The 15,900-nt window shown below is 71.1% G+C and carries 15 protein-coding genes; 2 read left to right on the top strand and 13 right to left on the bottom strand.

The genetic code is table 11. From position 1 onward, the window contains the following. Window positions 1-157 precede the first annotated feature (157 nt). A complete protein-coding gene (locus ABZ939_RS31030; protein WP_361862483.1) occupies window positions 158-1,093 on the bottom strand; it encodes an ROK family protein in 936 nt (311 codons plus the stop codon). Window positions 1,094-1,222: 129 nt separating this feature from the next. Here ABZ939_RS31030 and ABZ939_RS31025 point away from each other — a divergent pair, with 129 nt between their 5' ends. After that, on the top strand, window positions 1,223-2,257 hold the full coding sequence (locus tag ABZ939_RS31025; RefSeq protein ID WP_361862480.1) for a LacI family DNA-binding transcriptional regulator: 1,035 nt from the start codon (window positions 1,223-1,225) through the stop codon (window positions 2,255-2,257). Window positions 2,258-2,305: 48 nt separating this feature from the next. Here ABZ939_RS31025 and ABZ939_RS31020 read toward each other — a convergent pair whose 3' ends face one another. From ABZ939_RS31020 to ABZ939_RS30995, 6 genes are all read right to left on the bottom strand, one after another. Continuing rightward, a complete protein-coding gene (locus ABZ939_RS31020) occupies window positions 2,306-4,306 on the bottom strand; it encodes a protein kinase (RefSeq protein ID WP_361862477.1) in 2,001 nt (666 codons plus the stop codon). Window positions 4,307-4,391: 85 nt separating this feature from the next. After that, complete coding sequence (locus ABZ939_RS31015) at window positions 4,392-5,681, bottom strand: aldolase/citrate lyase family protein (protein ID WP_361862475.1); 1,290 nt, start codon at window positions 5,679-5,681, stop codon at window positions 4,392-4,394. 152 nt (window positions 5,682-5,833) lie between these two features. Continuing rightward, the gene (locus tag ABZ939_RS31010; protein ID WP_361862472.1) at window positions 5,834-6,796 is read right to left on the bottom strand and encodes an electron transfer flavoprotein subunit alpha/FixB family protein; all 963 of its coding nucleotides are present in this window, start codon (window positions 6,794-6,796) and stop codon (window positions 5,834-5,836) included. A gap of 105 nt (window positions 6,797-6,901) precedes the next feature. After that, entirely contained in the window at window positions 6,902-7,687 is a 786-nt protein-coding gene (locus ABZ939_RS31005) for an electron transfer flavoprotein subunit beta/FixA family protein (protein WP_361862469.1), read from the bottom strand. 200 nt (window positions 7,688-7,887) lie between these two features. After that, the gene (locus ABZ939_RS31000; protein ID WP_361862466.1) at window positions 7,888-8,403 is read right to left on the bottom strand and encodes a flavin reductase family protein; all 516 of its coding nucleotides are present in this window, start codon (window positions 8,401-8,403) and stop codon (window positions 7,888-7,890) included. A 197-nt stretch (window positions 8,404-8,600) separates the two neighbouring features. After that, a complete protein-coding gene (locus tag ABZ939_RS30995) occupies window positions 8,601-8,927 on the bottom strand; it encodes a thioredoxin family protein (protein ID WP_361862463.1) in 327 nt (108 codons plus the stop codon). 208 nt (window positions 8,928-9,135) lie between these two features. Between ABZ939_RS30995 and ABZ939_RS30990 the strand changes: the two genes are divergently transcribed. Continuing rightward, the gene (locus ABZ939_RS30990; RefSeq protein ID WP_361862461.1) at window positions 9,136-9,858 is read left to right on the top strand and encodes a lysophospholipid acyltransferase family protein; all 723 of its coding nucleotides are present in this window, start codon (window positions 9,136-9,138) and stop codon (window positions 9,856-9,858) included. Window positions 9,859-9,897: 39 nt separating this feature from the next. On the opposite strand, the gene ABZ939_RS30985 is transcribed toward ABZ939_RS30990, so the two are convergent. The 6 genes from ABZ939_RS30985 to ABZ939_RS30960 all read right to left on the bottom strand — a co-directional run bounded on the left by ABZ939_RS30985 (window position 9,898) and on the right by ABZ939_RS30960 (window position 15,851). Then, window positions 9,898-10,590 carry a phenylalanine--tRNA ligase beta subunit-related protein gene (locus ABZ939_RS30985; protein ID WP_361862458.1) on the bottom strand — a complete coding sequence of 231 codons (693 nt, stop codon included), beginning with the start codon at window positions 10,588-10,590 and terminating at the stop codon, window positions 9,898-9,900. Between the two features lie 25 nt (window positions 10,591-10,615). Further along, entirely contained in the window at window positions 10,616-11,215 is a 600-nt protein-coding gene (locus ABZ939_RS30980; RefSeq protein WP_361862455.1) for a transglutaminase family protein, read from the bottom strand. Window positions 11,216-11,283: 68 nt separating this feature from the next. Further along, a complete protein-coding gene (locus ABZ939_RS30975; protein ID WP_361862655.1) occupies window positions 11,284-12,369 on the bottom strand; it encodes a low specificity L-threonine aldolase in 1,086 nt (361 codons plus the stop codon). Beyond that, the gene (locus ABZ939_RS30970; protein WP_361862452.1) at window positions 12,366-13,124 is read right to left on the bottom strand and encodes an SDR family oxidoreductase; all 759 of its coding nucleotides are present in this window, start codon (window positions 13,122-13,124) and stop codon (window positions 12,366-12,368) included. Before ABZ939_RS30970 ends, ABZ939_RS30975 begins: the two co-directional genes overlap by 4 nt. 29 nt (window positions 13,125-13,153) lie before the next feature. After that, entirely contained in the window at window positions 13,154-14,560 is a 1,407-nt protein-coding gene (locus ABZ939_RS30965; protein WP_361862449.1) for a DUF6421 family protein, read from the bottom strand. A 157-nt stretch (window positions 14,561-14,717) separates the two neighbouring features. Then, window positions 14,718-15,851 carry an LLM class flavin-dependent oxidoreductase gene (locus tag ABZ939_RS30960; protein WP_361862446.1) on the bottom strand — a complete coding sequence of 378 codons (1,134 nt, stop codon included), beginning with the start codon at window positions 15,849-15,851 and terminating at the stop codon, window positions 14,718-14,720. Window positions 15,852-15,900: the final 49 nt, after the last annotated feature.

Below are 15,900 nucleotides of genomic sequence, written 5' to 3'. Positions count from 1 at the left end.
GAGCCGGTCGGGGGCTGACCTCGCCGGCGTGGCACGGAGCCGGTCGGGGGATGACCTCGCCGGCGTGGCACGGAGCCCGACGGGAGGAACGCGCCGGCGTGGCACGGAGCCGGCCGGGGCTGAACGCGACTGCGTGGCGAGGCGCGATGACGAGGCGTCAGGCCCGGGCGGAGGGCGTCGCGGCGGCCGCGGCGCCGAGGAGGCCCGCGTCCGTTCCGGTGAGCGCCGGGACGACGACGAGGTCGCGGACGAACGACAGCGTGGCGTAGGCGCCCAGGCTGCGCCGGAGCGGCCCGAAGAGCACGTCTCCGGCGCCCGCCACTCCCCCGCCCACGACGGCGATGTCGATCTCGACCAGGGTCGCGGTGGCGGCGATGCCCGCCGCGAGCGCCTGCGCGGCACGTTCGAAGGAGGCCACGGCCACCGGGTCGCCGGCCCGGGCGGCGGCGGCGACCGCCGCGGCCGAGGTGTCGCCGTCGGGACCAGGCCGCCAGCCGTTCTCCAGGGCGCGCCGGGCGATGTGGGGCCCACTGGCGATCCGCTCGACACAGCCGCGTCCGCCGCAGGCGCACGGGTCGCCGTCCAGGTCCACGCTGATGTGACCGATGTGGCCGGCGTTGCCGGTGGGGCCGGGGTGCACCCGGCCGTCGAGCACCAGACCTCCGCCCACACCGGTCGAGACGACGAGGCACAGCGCGTTGTCGTGGCCGCGGGCGGCACCCTGCCAGTGCTCGGCGGCAGTCATGGCGACACCGTCGCCGACCAGCGTGACCGGCCGCCCGCCGGTCGCCTTGCGCACCCGCTCGACGAGCGGAAAGCCGCGCCAGCCGGGCACGTTGACCGGGCTGACGGTGCCGGCGGAGGCGTCCACGGGACCGGCGCTCCCGATGCCCACCGCATGCGCCGACTCCCACAACGGCGAGGCCGCCAGGTCCGCGAGCACCGCCTCGACGGCGCCCATCACCGTCTCACCGTCCTCGCCCGCGGGGGTGGGTCGCTGCGCCCGGACGAGAATCCGCCCCTCGCCGTCCACCAGCGCGCCGGCGATCTTGGTGCCGCCGAAGTCCAGGGCGACAACGAGGTCTGTCTGCATGTGCGCGGTGTCTCCAGAAGGGGCGGGAGCGGTTGATCGCTGCGACCTACAGTCTCCCAAGCTCTGACAACGTTGTCCAGGCCCTATGCTCGGACGAGACAGAGACGAGACAGAGGAGATCCGCTCACTGTGGCCGACACCGCCCGCCGCCCCGAGCACCGTTACGGCAATCGGCCCACGATGAAGGACGTCGCCGCCCGGGCCGGCGTCGGGCTCAAGACGGTCTCACGGGTCGTCAACGGCGAGCCGGGGGTCACCCCCGACACCGAGCGCCGGGTCCAGGAGGCCATCGACTCGCTCGGCTTCCGGCGCAACGACAGCGCCCGCGTGCTGCGCAAAGGCCGCACCGCGTCGGTGGGTCTGGTCCTGGAAGACCTCGCCGACCCGTTCTACGGTCCGCTCAGCCGCGCGGTCGAGGAGGTCGCACGAGCCCATGGGGCGCTGCTCATCAACGGCTCCAGCGCGGAGGACCCGGACCGGGAGCAGGAGTTGGCCCTCGCGCTGTGCGCCCGCCGTGTCGACGGGCTGATCGTGATCCCGGCCGGTACCGATCACCGCTATCTGGAACCGGAGATCAAGGCGGGCGTGGCCACGGTCTTCGTGGACCGTCCGGCGGGCCGGATCGACGCCGATGCCGTCCTTTCGGACAGCTTCGGCGGCGCGCGCGCCGGGGTGGCCCACCTGATCGCCCACGGGCACCGCCGGATCGGCTTCGTGGGAGACCGGCCGCGCATCCACACGGCCACCGAGCGTCTGCGCGGCTACCGGGCGGCGATGGAGGACGCCGGGCTGGCCGTCGAGGACTCCTGGGTGTCCCTGGGCCCGACGCACCCCGACCGGGTCCGGGAGGCGGTCTCGGCCATGGTGACGGGACCGGAAGCGGTCACCGCGCTGTTCGCGGGCAACAACCGGGTCACCGTCACCGCGGTCCGGACGCTCGCCGACCGCGAACGCCCCGTCGCCCTGGTCGGGTTCGACGACATCGAACTCGCCGACCTGCTCGGCATCACCGTCATCGCCCAGGACGCGGCGGCGCTGGGCCGCACGGCCGCGGAACGGCTCTTCCGCCGCCTGGACGGCATCGACGACCCGCCGGCCCAGGTGGTCCTGGAGACCCGGCTGATCCCGCGCGGCTCGGGCGAGATCCCGCCGCCGCCCGCGTAGCGGGGCCGTGGCCGGGGCACGGCCGGTGCCGTGCCCCGGCGGCGGCGCTCAGCAGATGGGCAGGCCGGGCACCGGCTTGTCGTTGTCGCCGCCCTTGATGTAGACGACGCTGAAGTAGACGTTCGTGTTGCCGCTGTCGTCGTCCGTCCGCGCCCACCAGACGTTCGTCCACTGGCCGTACGTCTCCCGCCGGCCGAGGTCGACCTGGCAGTAGAAGTAGTTGGTGCCGGCGTTGAGGATCCCCATCTCGCCGCCGTCGTGGCGGTACGTCTTCGCGGTGCGCCACACCTCGCAGTTGTACTTGCCGCCGCCCTTGGAGTGGCAGACGGGCGCGGGCTCCACCGGGGAGCCGCCGCCGGTCGTCGTGGTCGATCCGCCGCTCGTGCTCCCGCCGCCGGTCGCGGTCGTACCGCCGCTCGTGCCGCCACCGGTGGTGCCGCCGCCGCCCGTTCCGGGGACGGGCGCCTTCGACGCGGTCGTCGGTGTGGGCGTTGCGGGCTTGTTCGTGCCCGCCTTCGAGGGCGTGGCCGACGCCGACGCCGACGTGCTCGCCGTCGCGTCCGGGTGGCCCGGGTCGCCCTGGTCGAGTACCCGGCCGGGGCTCGTACCGGGAGTCGTCGGCGTCCGGCCGTCCGCCAGTTGTTCCTGCTCGGTGCGGGGGTCGCGGTCGACCAGCGCGTAGGTCACGCCGCCGCCGACCAGCAGAACGGCCGCGACCGCCCCGGCGACGAGCGCCGCGGAACGCTTCTTGCGGGGTGCCGGCGGGGCCGCCTGGGCGGCGGCGCCCTGCGCCGGTGCCCCGGACGTCGGATGCCCGGCAGGAGGGAACCCGGCCCCCGCGGCCGGTGCGTAGGGGGATGCCGCCCCCGCCACGGGCGGCCCGTAGCCGTCCGGGCCGGGCGCGGAGGCCGGGCCGAAGGCCCCGGGTCCGGCGTCCGGACCAGGTGCGGCGGCCGGGCCGTGGACTCCGAGTCCGGCGTCCGGGCCAGGTCCTGACGCTGCGCCGAAGGCCCCGGGTCCGTGCGGCTGTGCGGGCCCGAAGCCGTCCGCCGTACCCGCCCCCGTACCAACGCCCGTACCCGTACCTACGCCGTTGCCCGCTCCCGCACCCGCTCCTACGCCCGTGCCCGCCGGGCCGAAGCCCTCCGGTCGGGGCGGCACGGCGTTGCGCTCGGTCGGTGCCCAGGGGTGCGCCGGGGCGGTGACGTCCTGACCGCCTTCGGCCACGGCCGCCAGAAGCCGGGCCGCGGCCCGGGCGTCGGGGCGCCGGGCGGGGTCCTTGTCCATCAGCTGCTGGAGGACGGGGCCGAGCGGGCCGGCCCTGCGCGGCTCCGGCAACGGCTCCACGACGATGGCGTTCAGCGTCGACCAGGTCGACGTACGGCGGAACGGCGAGGAGCCCTCGACCGCCGCGAACAGCGTGGCGCCGAGCGCCCAGACGTCGGAGGCCGGTCCGGGCTGCTGCCCCTGGGCCCGCTCGGGCGCCAGGTAGTCCAGCGAGCCGACGATCTCTCCGCTGCGGGTGAGGTGCGTGGTGGAGCCGTCGCCGGGATCGTCCATCGTGGCGATCCCGAAGTCGGTGAGGACGACCCGGCCTCCCTTGTCGAGGAGGACGTTGCCGGGCTTCACGTCACGGTGGAGCACACCGGCGTCGTGCGCGGCGGCGAGCGCCTCCAGGACCGCGGCGCCGATCGCCGCGGCCTCGCGCGGCTCCAGTACGCCGCGTTCGCCCAGCACGCCGTCGAGCGAGGGCCCGTCGATGAGCTCCATGACGATGACGGGGCGTCCCTGATGGTCGGTCACGTCGTGGACGGCGATGACCCCGGGGTGGCGTACACGGGCCGCCGCTCTGGCCTCGCGCTGCATCCGCAGGCGCAGATCGGCCAGTTCCGGCCCCGACGAGTCGTTGTACGTCCGGAGTTCCTTGACGGCCACCTCGCGGCCGAGGACCTCGTCGACGGCGCGCCAGACGACGCCCATGCCGCCGCGGCCCAGTTGGCGCACGACTCTGTAGCGGCCTGCGAGCCGCTCGTTCTCCCCCGAAGACACCGCTGCCCCGTTCCCTGTCGCCTGCGATGAACGCGTACAGAGTACGGGGCTGCGGTGACCGCTCCCGCGAGGTGGTTGGGGGCCGTTACTGCGCCGTGGCCGTGAGGTCGCCGCGGCGCGGGGCGGCGAAGCGGTCGAGGTCGGCGCGGGTCAGGCCGGTGAGGGCGTCGACCTCGGCGGTGTCGAGCGCGCCGCAGTCGATGCCGCGCAGGAGGTAGGAGCTGAGCGCCTTGGCGGTGGCGGGCTCGTCCATGACGTCGCCGCCCGCGTGGTTGGCGTAGGCGGAGAGGCGCTTGGCGGCGGCCTCGAAGCCCTCGCGGTAGAAGGCGAAGACGGCGGCGTAGCGGGTGGGGATGTGTCCCGGGTGCATGTCCCAGCCCTGGTAGTAGGCGCGGGACAGGGCGCGGCGGGTGAGGCCGTAGTGGAGGCGCCAGGCCTCGTGGACGTGCTCGGTGGAGCCGACCGGGAGGACGTTGGTGGAACCGTCGGAGACCCGTACGCCCGTGCCGGCGGCGGCGACCTGCATGATCGCCTTGGCGTGGTCGGCGGCCGGGTGGTCGCTGGCCTGGTAGGCGGCGGAGACGCCGAGGCAGGCGCTGTAGTCGAAGGTGCCGTAGTGCAGGCCGGTGGCGCGGCCCTCGGCGGCGCCGATCATGCGGGCGACGGCGGCGGTGCCGTCGGTGGCGAGGATGGACTGGCTGGTCTCGATCTGGATCTCGAAGCCGAGGCGGCCGGCGTCCAGGCCGTGGGCCTTCTCGAAGGCCTCCAGGAGGCGTACGAAGGCGGAGACCTGCTCGGGGTAGGTGACCTTCGGGAGGGTGAGGACGAGGCCGTCGGGCAGACCGCCGTTCTCGATGAGTCCGGTGAGGAAGACGTCGGTGGTGCGGATGCCGCGGTCGCGTACGGCGGCCTCCATGCACTTCATCCGGATGCCCATGTACGGGGCCGCCGTGCCGTTCTTGTACGCCTCCGAGATCAGCCGGGCGGCACGGGCGGCGTCGTGGTCCTCGTCCTGGCCCGCGTAGCCGTCCTCGAAGTCGACCCGGAGGTCCTCGATGGGCTCGCGCTCCAGCTTGGCCCGTACGCGGCCGTAGACGTCCTCGGCGAGGTCGTCGGAGAGGCCCAGGACGGCGGCGAAGGAGTTCGGGTCGGGCGCGTGCTCGTCGAGGGCCGCGAGGGCCTGGTCGCCCCAGGAGCGGATCGTTCCGGCGTCGAAGACGTTGCCGGGGACGTAGACGGTGTGGACGGGCTGACGGGTGCCCGGGTCTCCCGGGTAGCGCCGGTCGAGCTCGGCGTCCACCGCTGCGAGGGAGGCGCTGATGCCCTCGCTGACCGCTCCGGCGAGGCTCGTCGACACCTTCTCCTGCTGACCCATCCCACATCCTCCTGTTTTCCGCTTCACGGAATCAACAATCCGTATAGCGAAGTTAATAGTCGGCCAGGACCTGCGTCAATGGTTGTCCGAAACGGCCGGGGGCCGCGCGGTGATCATCACCACGCGGCCCCCGGACCGTACAGAACCGCAGGTCAGCCCTTGCGGGACTTGACCTCCTCGGTCAGCTGCGGGACGACGTCGAAGAGGTCGCCGACCACGCCGTAGTCGACGAGGTCGAAGATCGGGGCCTCGGCGTCCTTGTTGATGGCCACGATGGTCTTCGAGGTCTGCATACCCGCGCGGTGCTGGATCGCACCGGAGATGCCGGAGGCGATGTACAGCTGCGGCGACACGCTCTTACCGGTCTGGCCGACCTGGTTGGAGTGCGGGTACCAGCCGGCGTCGACGGCGGCGCGGGAGGCGCCGACGGCGGCACCGAGGGAGTCGGCGAGCGCCTCGATGATCGCGAAGTTCTCGGCGCCGTTGACGCCACGGCCGCCGGAGACGACGATCGCGGCCTCGGTCAGCTCCGGGCGGCCGGTCGACTCGCGCGGGGTGCGCGCGGTGACCTTGGTGCCGGTGGCCAGCGCACCGAAGGAGACCGCGAGGGCCTCGACGGCGCCGGCGGCCGGGGCGGCCTCCACGGGGGCCGAGTTCGGCTTGACCGTGATGACCGGGGTGCCCTTGGAGACACGGGACTTGGTGGTGAAGGAGGCGGCGAACGCGGACTGCGTCGCGATCGGGCCCTCGTCACCGGCCTCCAGGTCGACGGCGTCGGTGATGATGCCGGAGCCGATGCGGACCGCGAGGCGGGCCGCGATCTCCTTGCCCTCGGCGGAGGACGGGACGAGCACGGCGGCCGGGGAGACAGCCTCGTACGCGGCCTGCAGCGCGTCGACCTTCGGGACGACGAGGTACTCGGCGAACTCGGGGGCGTCGGCGGTCAGGACGCGGGTGGCACCGTGCTCGGCCAGGGCCGCGGCGGTGTCGGCGGCGCCGTTGCCGAGCGCGACGGCGACGGGCTCGCCGAGGCGGCGGGCGAGCGTCAGCAGCTCCAGCGTGGGCTTGCGGACGGCTCCGTCGACATGGTCGACGTAGACGAGAATCTCAGCCATGGGACTTCAATCTCCTGCGAACGAAGAATCTGGGGGCGATGAGTTGGCTCGCGCGAGCCTTAGATGCTGTGCCGGTCCGGGGGGCGACCCCCGGACCCCCGGCAGCTAAATGAACTTCTGGCTCGCGAGGAACTCGGCCAGCTGCTTGCCGCCCTCGCCCTCGTCCTTGACGATCGTGCCCGCGGTGCGCGCGGGGCGCTCGGCGGCGGAGTCGACCGCGGTCCAGGCGCCCTCGAGGCCCACCTCGTCGGCCTCGATCTCGAGGTCGTCGAGGTCCAGGGACTCCACCGGCTTCTTCTTGGCGGCCATGATGCCCTTGAAGGACGGGTAGCGGGCCTCGCCCGACTGGTCCGTCACCGACACGACGGCCGGAAGCGAGGCCTCCAGCTGCTCGGACGCGGTGTCGCCGTCACGGCGGCCCTTCACGACGCCGTCCTCGATGGACACCTCGGAGAGCAGCGTGACCTGCGGGACGCCCAGACGCTCGGCGAGGATGGCCGGCAGGACACCCATGGTGCCGTCGGTGGAGGCCATACCGGCGATGACGACGTCGTAGCCGGTCTTCTCGATCGCCTTGGCGAGCACCAGCGAGGTGCCCATGACGTCGGTGCCGTGGAGGTCGTCGTCCTCGACGTGGACGGCCTTGTCGGCACCCATGGACAGCGCCTTGCGCAGCGCGTCCTTGGCGTCCTCGGGGCCGACCGTGAGCACGGTGACCTCGGCGTCGTCGGCCTCTTCCGCGATCTGCAGCGCCTGCTCGACCGCGTACTCGTCGAGCTCCGACAGCAGGCCGTCGACGTCGTCGCGGTCGACGGTCAGGTCATCGGCGAAGTGCCGGTCGCCGGTGGCGTCGGGCACGTACTTCACACAGACAACGATCCTCAAGCTCACGCCGGCTCTCCTACTGCATCGTCATAACTGGGCTGCCTTGTTGCTCGCAGCATAGGCGCCTGAAGGGCGGGTTTCCGGTCGGGGCGCCCTACGCCCCGACCGAAATATTACTCGTCAGTACACCCAGTCCGTTACCAGTGAGCAAGCGCTCAGGCATGTGACCTTGCCAACGCCCCGCGCCAGGCGCCGAGCGGGAACTCTCAGTCGCGCAGAGCGTTGAAGCGTCCCTGGTGGTAGAGCAGCGGCCGGCCCACCCCGCTGGGGTCTCCGGCGACGGCCTGGGCGATCACGATCCGATGATCCCCGGCCGGGACACGGGCCACCACCCGGCACACCAGCCAGGCGAGTACGCCGTCCAGGACCGGGACGCCCTCGGGTCCCACGCTCCAGCGCGTCGCGCCCCCGAACCGGTCGGCGCCGCTGCGGGCGAAGGTGCCGGCCAGCTCCCGCTGGTGTTCGCCGAGTATGTGCACGCCTATGTGCTCGGCCTCGGAGATCACGGGCCAGCTGGAGGAGGTGGTCCCGACCCCGAAGGAGATCAGGGGTGGTTCCGCGGCGACGGAGTTGAGGGAGGTGGCGGTGAAGCCGACGGGACGGTCCCCGTGGGCGGTGATGACCGCGACACCGGCCGCGTGCTGCCGGAAGACGGAACGGAGGAGGTCGGGAGAGGCATGCCGAGGGGCGCCTATGGTGCGGAGCTCGGGCGAAACCGTCATGGAATTGTCCTTCTGCGGGGGCGTCGTGAGAGGGGTCCGTGGGTTCTCAGACACCCGGACAGCGCGCGCTCGCGTTGCGGGCCAGGTCCACGTGGGCCCGACCGTAGAGAAGGATTTCTGAAGGCACCTCGTCAGACTGGCGATCGTTGGCGGGCACAGTCAAGTGCGTACCGGGATGTGGGAGGTGTGTCACCACGTCAGACCGCCCGCCCCAGCGCGGCGATGACGTCCGCCCGGCGGGGCTGCCCGGCCGCGCGGACGACGATCCGCCCGGTGCGGTCGAGGACCAGGACGGTCGGTGTGCGGACGATGCCGAGCCACCGGACGAGATCAAGACGTTCTTCGGCGTCGATCTCCACGTGTCCGACGCCCTCGATCATTCCGGCGACCTCCGCCAGAGTGCGGCGCGTGGCACGGCAGGGCTGACAGAAGGCCGTGGAGAACTGCACCAGGGTGGCCCGCTCTCCCAGCTCGGCCCCGAGCCGGTCCGCGCCCAGCAGTTCTTCCGTCATGTCCTTCTCCATGCTGTCCACTCCCCCGTGCAGCGTCCCACGCCGCCGTTCGATTCCCACCACGGCCACCGGGCGTGACGAGAATCTCCCCGTACGAAGCCGTCAGGACTGGTCACGAGGGCCCACATGGGGCACGATCTGCCCAAAGCCGAAAACCTACGGCTGCGTAACTTCCGCCGGGAGAACCCTCCCCAGGCACAGAAGAAGGGGTTCCTCTCAGATGGCAGAACTCGTCTATCGGCCGGTCATCGGCGCCGCACTGACCATGTTCAAGGCGCTCGACCTGAAGATCGACACGCAGGGTTCGGAGCACATCCCGCGCACGGGCGGGGCGGTGCTCGTCAGCAACCACATCAGCTATCTGGACTTCATCTTCACGGGCCTGGCCGCGCTGCCGCAGAAGCGCCTGGTGCGCTTCATGGCGAAGGACTCGGTGTTCCGGCACAAGGTGTCGGGTCCGCTGATGCGCGGCATGAAGCACATCCCGGTGGACCGCGCACAGGGCGAGCACGCCTACAAGCACGCGCTGGAGTCGCTGAAGGCCGGCGAGATCATCGGCGTCTTCCCCGAGGCGACCATCTCGCAGTCGTTCACGCTCAAGAGCTTCAAGTCGGGTGCGGCGCGGCTCGCCCAGGAGGCCGGGGTCCCGCTGATCCCGATGGCGCTCTGGGGCACGCAGCGCATCTGGACGAAGGGCCGTCCGCGGAACTTCAAGCGCAGCCACATCCCGGTGACGATCCGGGTGGGCGAGCCGATCGAGGCTCCCACGGACCAGTACGCGGGTGCCATCACCCGGCGGCTGCGCGAGCGCGTCCAGGAGCTCCTGGAGGCCGCGCAGCGCGCCTATCCCGTACGCCCCAAGGACGCGAGCGACACCTGGTGGGTGCCCGCGCACCTCGGGGGTACGGCTCCGACTCCGGCGCAGGTCAAGGAAGCCGGCTGACCGGTCGGCCCGACCGCAGGAACGGCTCCCGCCGAAACGTCACTCCGGGTCGCGGACGGTGATCCGCGCCCCGGGGTTGAGCTTCTCAAGGGACTCGGCGAGCTCGGTGCCGGCGGCGACGAGCTCCTCACGCGTCATGGGCGTGAGCGACTCCAGCAGGAAGATCGCGTTGACGGTGTCGTCGTCGATCCGGGTGCGCGGCCCCTGGCGCCAGTTCCAGCGACGGCAGGTGACGCCGGCCTCGTCGCACCAGATGACCTCGCCCGGCTCGGGGTGCTCCACGGTCTCCTCGCCGCCCGCCATGGTCACGAACGACTCGTCGCCGGTGGCCCGCACGAGCCGCATCTCGCCCTGGATCTTGTCGAGGTCCTCGCCGCCGACCGGGATCAGGTGCGCGACGCTGATCGCGTTGTAGGCGTCGACGAGCCGGTTGATCCGGGGCAGTCCACCGTCGGCGAGTGCCCGCTTGGCAAGCGCCTCCGCGGAGTTGCGGGTACGGGAGGGCTTGGCGCCGAAGGCGGAGTACGCCGCGCGCCAGGCGGCGACGTGCGGGTCCTTGTCCGGCGCCTGCCCGGCGAGCCGCTCGGCGAGGCGCGTGGCCGCGTCGTCGAGCAGCGCCGAACTGGCCTCGTCGCTGGGGCCGTTGACGAGCCCGTGGGCCTCGACGGCGAGGTGGGTGAAGCCGGGTACGAGGGTGCGCACCTCGTCGGAGACGGTGAGCGTCAGGGTCATGATCCGCCGTTCAAGTTTCCGGAATTCAGAGTTCCGTGGGGAGCGTCCGCCAGAGGTACGGCCGGTCGGGAGCGGCCTGCAGCGCGCTCAGGACAGCCGGATGTGGTTCAGCATAGAGCACCGGATAATCCACTTCACTGAACTCCGGTCGAACCGTCCATGCCAAGCGCTCCTCCCCCAGCGAGAACTGGGCGTCGACCCCCGGCTTGTTGCCCCGCACGTCCTGGCGGGCCCACTTCTCCTCGCCCGGCAGCCGGACCGCGACCAGGCCGTGGACGACCGGGTTCGAGCCGTCGTCGTCGGCGAGCCGCTGGTAGCAGAGGGCCGCCGGGATCCCTTCGGCGCGCAGGAGGGCCGCGTAGGCGTGGGACTTGGCGTAACAGATGCCCGTACCCTGGGACAGCACGTCGGAGGCCCGCCAGGTGACGCGCGGGTCCCCCGAGTCCTGGGAGTGCGGGATGGTGTCCCGCACATATCCATAAGCTGCGCTGGCGTATGAGTATGCATCGCGGTACTTGGCGCGCAGCTCGCCGGCGATCTTGCGCACGAGCGGGTGATCGTGGTTGATGGCCTCGCCCGAGGCGATATAGACGGAGATTTCAGGGATCTGTTGAATCAGCTCCATGAGAGCGAGCATAAAAATACGGTCGACCGAAAGTCAAATAGATTTCCGGTCGACCGCATATTGATTCATCAGTGCCCGTGGGTCATCTCTTCCTTCAGCGCCTGGAGGAAGGCGTCGACGTCGTCCTCCGTGGTGTCGAAGGAGCACATCCAGCGCACGTCACCGGCGGCCTCGTCCCAGAAGTAGAAGCGGAAGCGCTTCTGCAGCCGGGTGCTCACCTCGTGCGGCAGCCGCGCGAAGACCGCGTTGGCCTGCACCGGGTAGAGGATCTCCACCCCGTCGACCTCCCGTACGCCGGCCGCGAGGCGTTGCGCCATCGCATTGGCGTGCGAGGCGTTGCGCAGCCACAGGTCCTTGGCGAGCAGCGCCTCCAGCTGGACCGACACGAAGCGCATCTTCGACGCGAGCTGCATGGACAGCTTGCGCAGATGCTTCATGTGGCTGACCGCGTCCGGGTTGAGGACGATCACGGCCTCGCCGAACAGCATGCCGTTCTTGGTCCCGCCGTAGGAGATGACATCCACGCCCACCGCGTTGGTGAACGCCCGCATCGGCACGTTCAGGGAGGCGGCGGCGTTGGCTATCCGGGCCCCGTCGAGGTGCACCTTCATGCCCTTGGCGTGGGCGTGCTCCACGATGGCCCGGATCTCGTCCACGGTGTAGACCGTGCCCAGCTCGGTGTTCTGGGTGATCGAGACGACCTGCGGCATGGCCCGGTGCTCGTCCTCCCAGCCCCAGGCCTGCCGGTCGATGAGCTCGGGCGTGAGCTTGCCGTCCGGGGTCGGCACGGTGAGCAGCTTGAGGCCACCCATCCGCTCCGGCGCACCGCCCTCGTCCACGTTGATGTGCGCGGACTCGGCGCAGATCACCGCGCCCCAGCGGTCGGTCAGCGCCTGCAGGGCGGTGACGTTCGCGCCCGTGCCGTTGAAGACCGGGAAGGCCTCCGCGCTCGGGCCGAAATGGCTGTGCATGATCCGCTGGAGGTGCTCGGTGTAGTCGTCCTCGCCGTAGGCGATCTGATGACCGCCGTTGGCGAGCGCGATCGCCGCGAGCACCTCCGGGTGGGCGCCGGCGTAGTTGTCGCTGGCGAAGCCCCGGACCGACGGGTCGTGGTGACGACGCGCGTCGGTCCTGGTGGGCAGTGCCGGGGTCACGGCTTGGGGGTCAGCCACAGACGCTGTCCATTCACATCCTGTGCGGGCTTGAGCCAGACGCCGGCGATCTCATCGGCCAGATCCTTGACGTCGGTGAAGCCCGCGAACTTCGCATTCGGGCGCTCGGCGCGCATGGCGTCGTGCACCAGTGCCTTGATCACCAGGATGGCAGCCGCCGCGTTCGTGCCCTCCTCGCCCCCCGACTTGCGGAAGGAGTCCGCCATGGCGAGGGTCCATGCCTCGGCCGCGGCCTTGCCCGCGTTGTAGGCGGCGTTGGTGGCCACCGGCTTGTGCGCGCCGACCTGGCTGACCAGGACGAACCGGCCGCGGTCGCTGCGCAGCAGATAGTCGTGGAAGGCGATCGAGGTGTTCTGGACGGTGCGGATGAGGAGCCGCTCCAGGAAGTCCCAGTCCTTGGGGTCGGCCTCGGCGAAGGAGGCGCTGCCGCGCCAGCCGCCGACCAGATGGACCAGGCCGTCGATCCGGCCGAACTCCTTCTCGGTCTTCGCCGCCCAGTCCTTGGTCGCGGCGAGGTCGAGCAGATCGACGGTGTCCCCGACGACCGTGGCGCCGCCGTGCGCGTACCGGGCGGCGTCGACCGCCTCGGCCAGGCGCGCCGGGTCGGCGTCCGAGGCGACGACGATGGCGCCGGCGTCGGCCAGGCGCATCAGTGCCGCCCGCCCCGCCGGACCGGCCGCTCCCGCGACCGCGATGACGGCGCCCTCCAGCGGCCCGCCGTTTCCGTTGCCGTTCATGGGCGTCCCCTCCTCCTCCGTGACTGGGTTCACGCGGCAGCCTGCTCGGTCCGCGAAGCGTTCGCGGCGGTGATGCCCTTGGTGGAGGCGATCACGTCCTTCAGCTTCTTGGACAGGGCCTCATAGAACATGCTGAGCGGAAACTCGTCCGGAAGCACGTCGTCGACGAGCTTGCGGGGCGGAAGGGAGAGGTCCAGGGCGTCCGGACCCTTGGCCCACTTCGATCCCGGGTGCGGGGCGAGGTAGGTGGAGACGAGCTCGTACGCCTTGAACCAGTGGACGAGCTTGGGGCGGTCGATGCCCTCGCGGTACAGCTTCTCGATCTCGGCGCAGAGCTGGTTGGTGACCTCCGGCGCGCGCTGCCAGTCGATCTTGAGCGTGTTGTCCGTCCAGCGCACCACCTCGTGCTTGTGGAGGTACGCGAAGAGGAGCTGGCCGCCCAGACCGTCGTAGTTGCGGTTCCGGTCGCCGGTGACGGGGAAGCGGAACATCCGGTCGAAGAGGACCGCGTACTGCACGTCCCGGCCATGGGCGTTGCCCTCGGCCTCGAGCTTCACGGCCTCCTTGAAGGCGGTGAGGTCACAGCGCAGCTCCTCCAGGCCGTACATCCAGAACGGCTGGCGCTGCTTGATCATGAAGGGGTCGAACGGCAGGTCGCCGTGGCTGTGGGTGCGGTCGTGGACCATGTCCCAGAGCACGAAGGCGGCCTCGCAGCGCTTCTGGTCCTCGACCATGGCCGCGATGTCCTCGGGCAGCTGGATGCCGAGGATGTCGACGGCGGCCTCGGTGACCTTGCGGAAGCGGGCGGCCTCGCGGTCGCAGAAGATGCCGCCCCAGCTGAAGCGCTCGGGGGCCTCACGCACGGCGATGGTCTCAGGGAAGAGGACGGCCGAGTTGGTGTCGTACCCGGCGGTGAAGTCCTCGAAGGTGATGCCGCAGAAGAGCGGGTTGTCGTAGCGGGTGCGCTCCAGCTCGGAGAGCCACTCCGGCCAGACCATGCGCAGCACGACGGCTTCCAGGTTGCGGTCCGGGTTGCCGTTCTGCGTGTACATCGGGAAGAGCGCCAGGTGCTGGAGCCCGTCGACCCGGTCGGCGGCCGGCTGGAAGGCCAGCAGGGAGTCCAGGAAGTCCGGGACCTCGAAGCCGCCCTCGGCCCATTTGCGCAGGTCCGCAACGAGCGCGGCGTGGTACGCGGCGTCGTGCGGGAGCAGCGGCGAGAGCTGCTCGACCGCGGCCACGATGCGGTCGACCGTGAGCTCGACGAGAGCACGGTTCGGCGCGCCCTCGGCCTCGAAGTCGATGGACCCGTCCTTGCTCTGCCAGGGACGAATCTCCTCCACGGCATCCTTGAGCTCGGGCCAGGCAGGGTGGTCCGTCACCGGAGCAGCGGTGGATATCCCCCCACCAGTCACGTCCTGCACAAGAATTTCCGTCATGCCTCTTCCTCCACAGGAGAACCTCGCGTCAAGACACCGTATCCGTCCGCGGTTCCTCCAGACAAGAGGAGCAAGAGAAATTATCCTGCGCCACCCCCATGGTCACCGTGAATTTTCCTGCCGAGAAGGGTTGAGGCGCGCGCATCCGCCGTGCCGGTCATCGGGCGCCCGCTCCCTCGGCGAAGTACGGGATGACCTTCTCCCCCCACTGGCGCAGGGTCTCCAGACAGGCCTCCTGAGGCACGGTCCCCATCTGCATCAGGCACATGATCTCGTCGGCGCCGGCGTCCCGGAGCCGTTCCACGTAGGCGATCGCGTCCTCGGCGGTGCCGTAGGCGTGGTCGGCGTTGAAGGTGGCCGTGGCGGTGGGGCGCACCGGGATGCGCTGCTCGTGGAGCCGGGCGACGACCTGCTCGGCGGCGCGGCGCATGTCGGCGGCCTCGTCCGCGCCGGCCACCACCGCTTCGTCGGGGATGCCCGCTCCCCCGTACCAGTGGCCGATCGACTGAGCGAAGAAGCGCTGGCCCCGGATGCCGATGCGCCGGGCCTCGGCGCGGTCGTCGAGCACGATCGTGGGACAGAGGACGGAGAAGTGGTCGTTGACGACGGTGGAGACGAACTGTTCGCCGGTGCGCTCGGCGCGGGCGGTGTCGTAGGCGCGGCGCATCTCGGCGATCGATTCGGGCCCGGCGAAGCCCATCACGAGCGCCCCGATCCCGAGCTCGGCGGCGCGGGTGAGGGTCTCGGCGCGGCTGCAGGCGAGAAAGAGGGGCGGGTGCGGGGTCTGCCGGGGACGGGGCAGGATCGGATGCGCATCGATCCTGATCAGCTCGGAGCGGTACTCCAGCTCGTCCTTCTGCCAGGCCCTGCCGATGATCCGCAGGGCGTCCTCGACCTCCTGGGTCGTACGGTCCCGGTCGACCCCGCACAGGGAGGTCTCCTGCTCGGTGCCACCACGCCCGGCTCCGAGGTCGAGGCGGCCGCCGGAGAGCAGGTCGAGCATGGCCGCCCGTTCGGCGACGCGGGCGGGGTGGTTGAAGCGGAACGGCATGCAGACCACGCCGTGGCCGATGCGGATGCGGCTCGTCCGCGCGGCGACGTAACTGAGGAAGACCTCGGGGGCGGACATATGGGCGTACCACTTCAGGGAGTGGTGCTCGACGGCCCAGATCCGGTCGAAGCCCATCTCCTCCGCCAGGACGGCCTGCTCGACGCAGTCGTGGATGACCTGGTGCTCGTGCTCCACGGTCGGGTCGGCCAGCTGTGCCTCGAAGATCACGGAGAACTTCATGTGCCCTCCAGGGGTTGTGTCGGGGCGCTGCCCTTGTTTCGATTCGCCA

The sequence above is a fragment of the Streptomyces sp. NPDC046712 genome (assembly GCF_040645695.1).
GTDB lineage: Bacteria > Actinomycetota > Actinomycetes > Streptomycetales > Streptomycetaceae > Streptomyces.
Note: the sequence above shows the minus strand (reverse complement) of the source record. Positions and strands in the feature narration are given on the sequence as shown.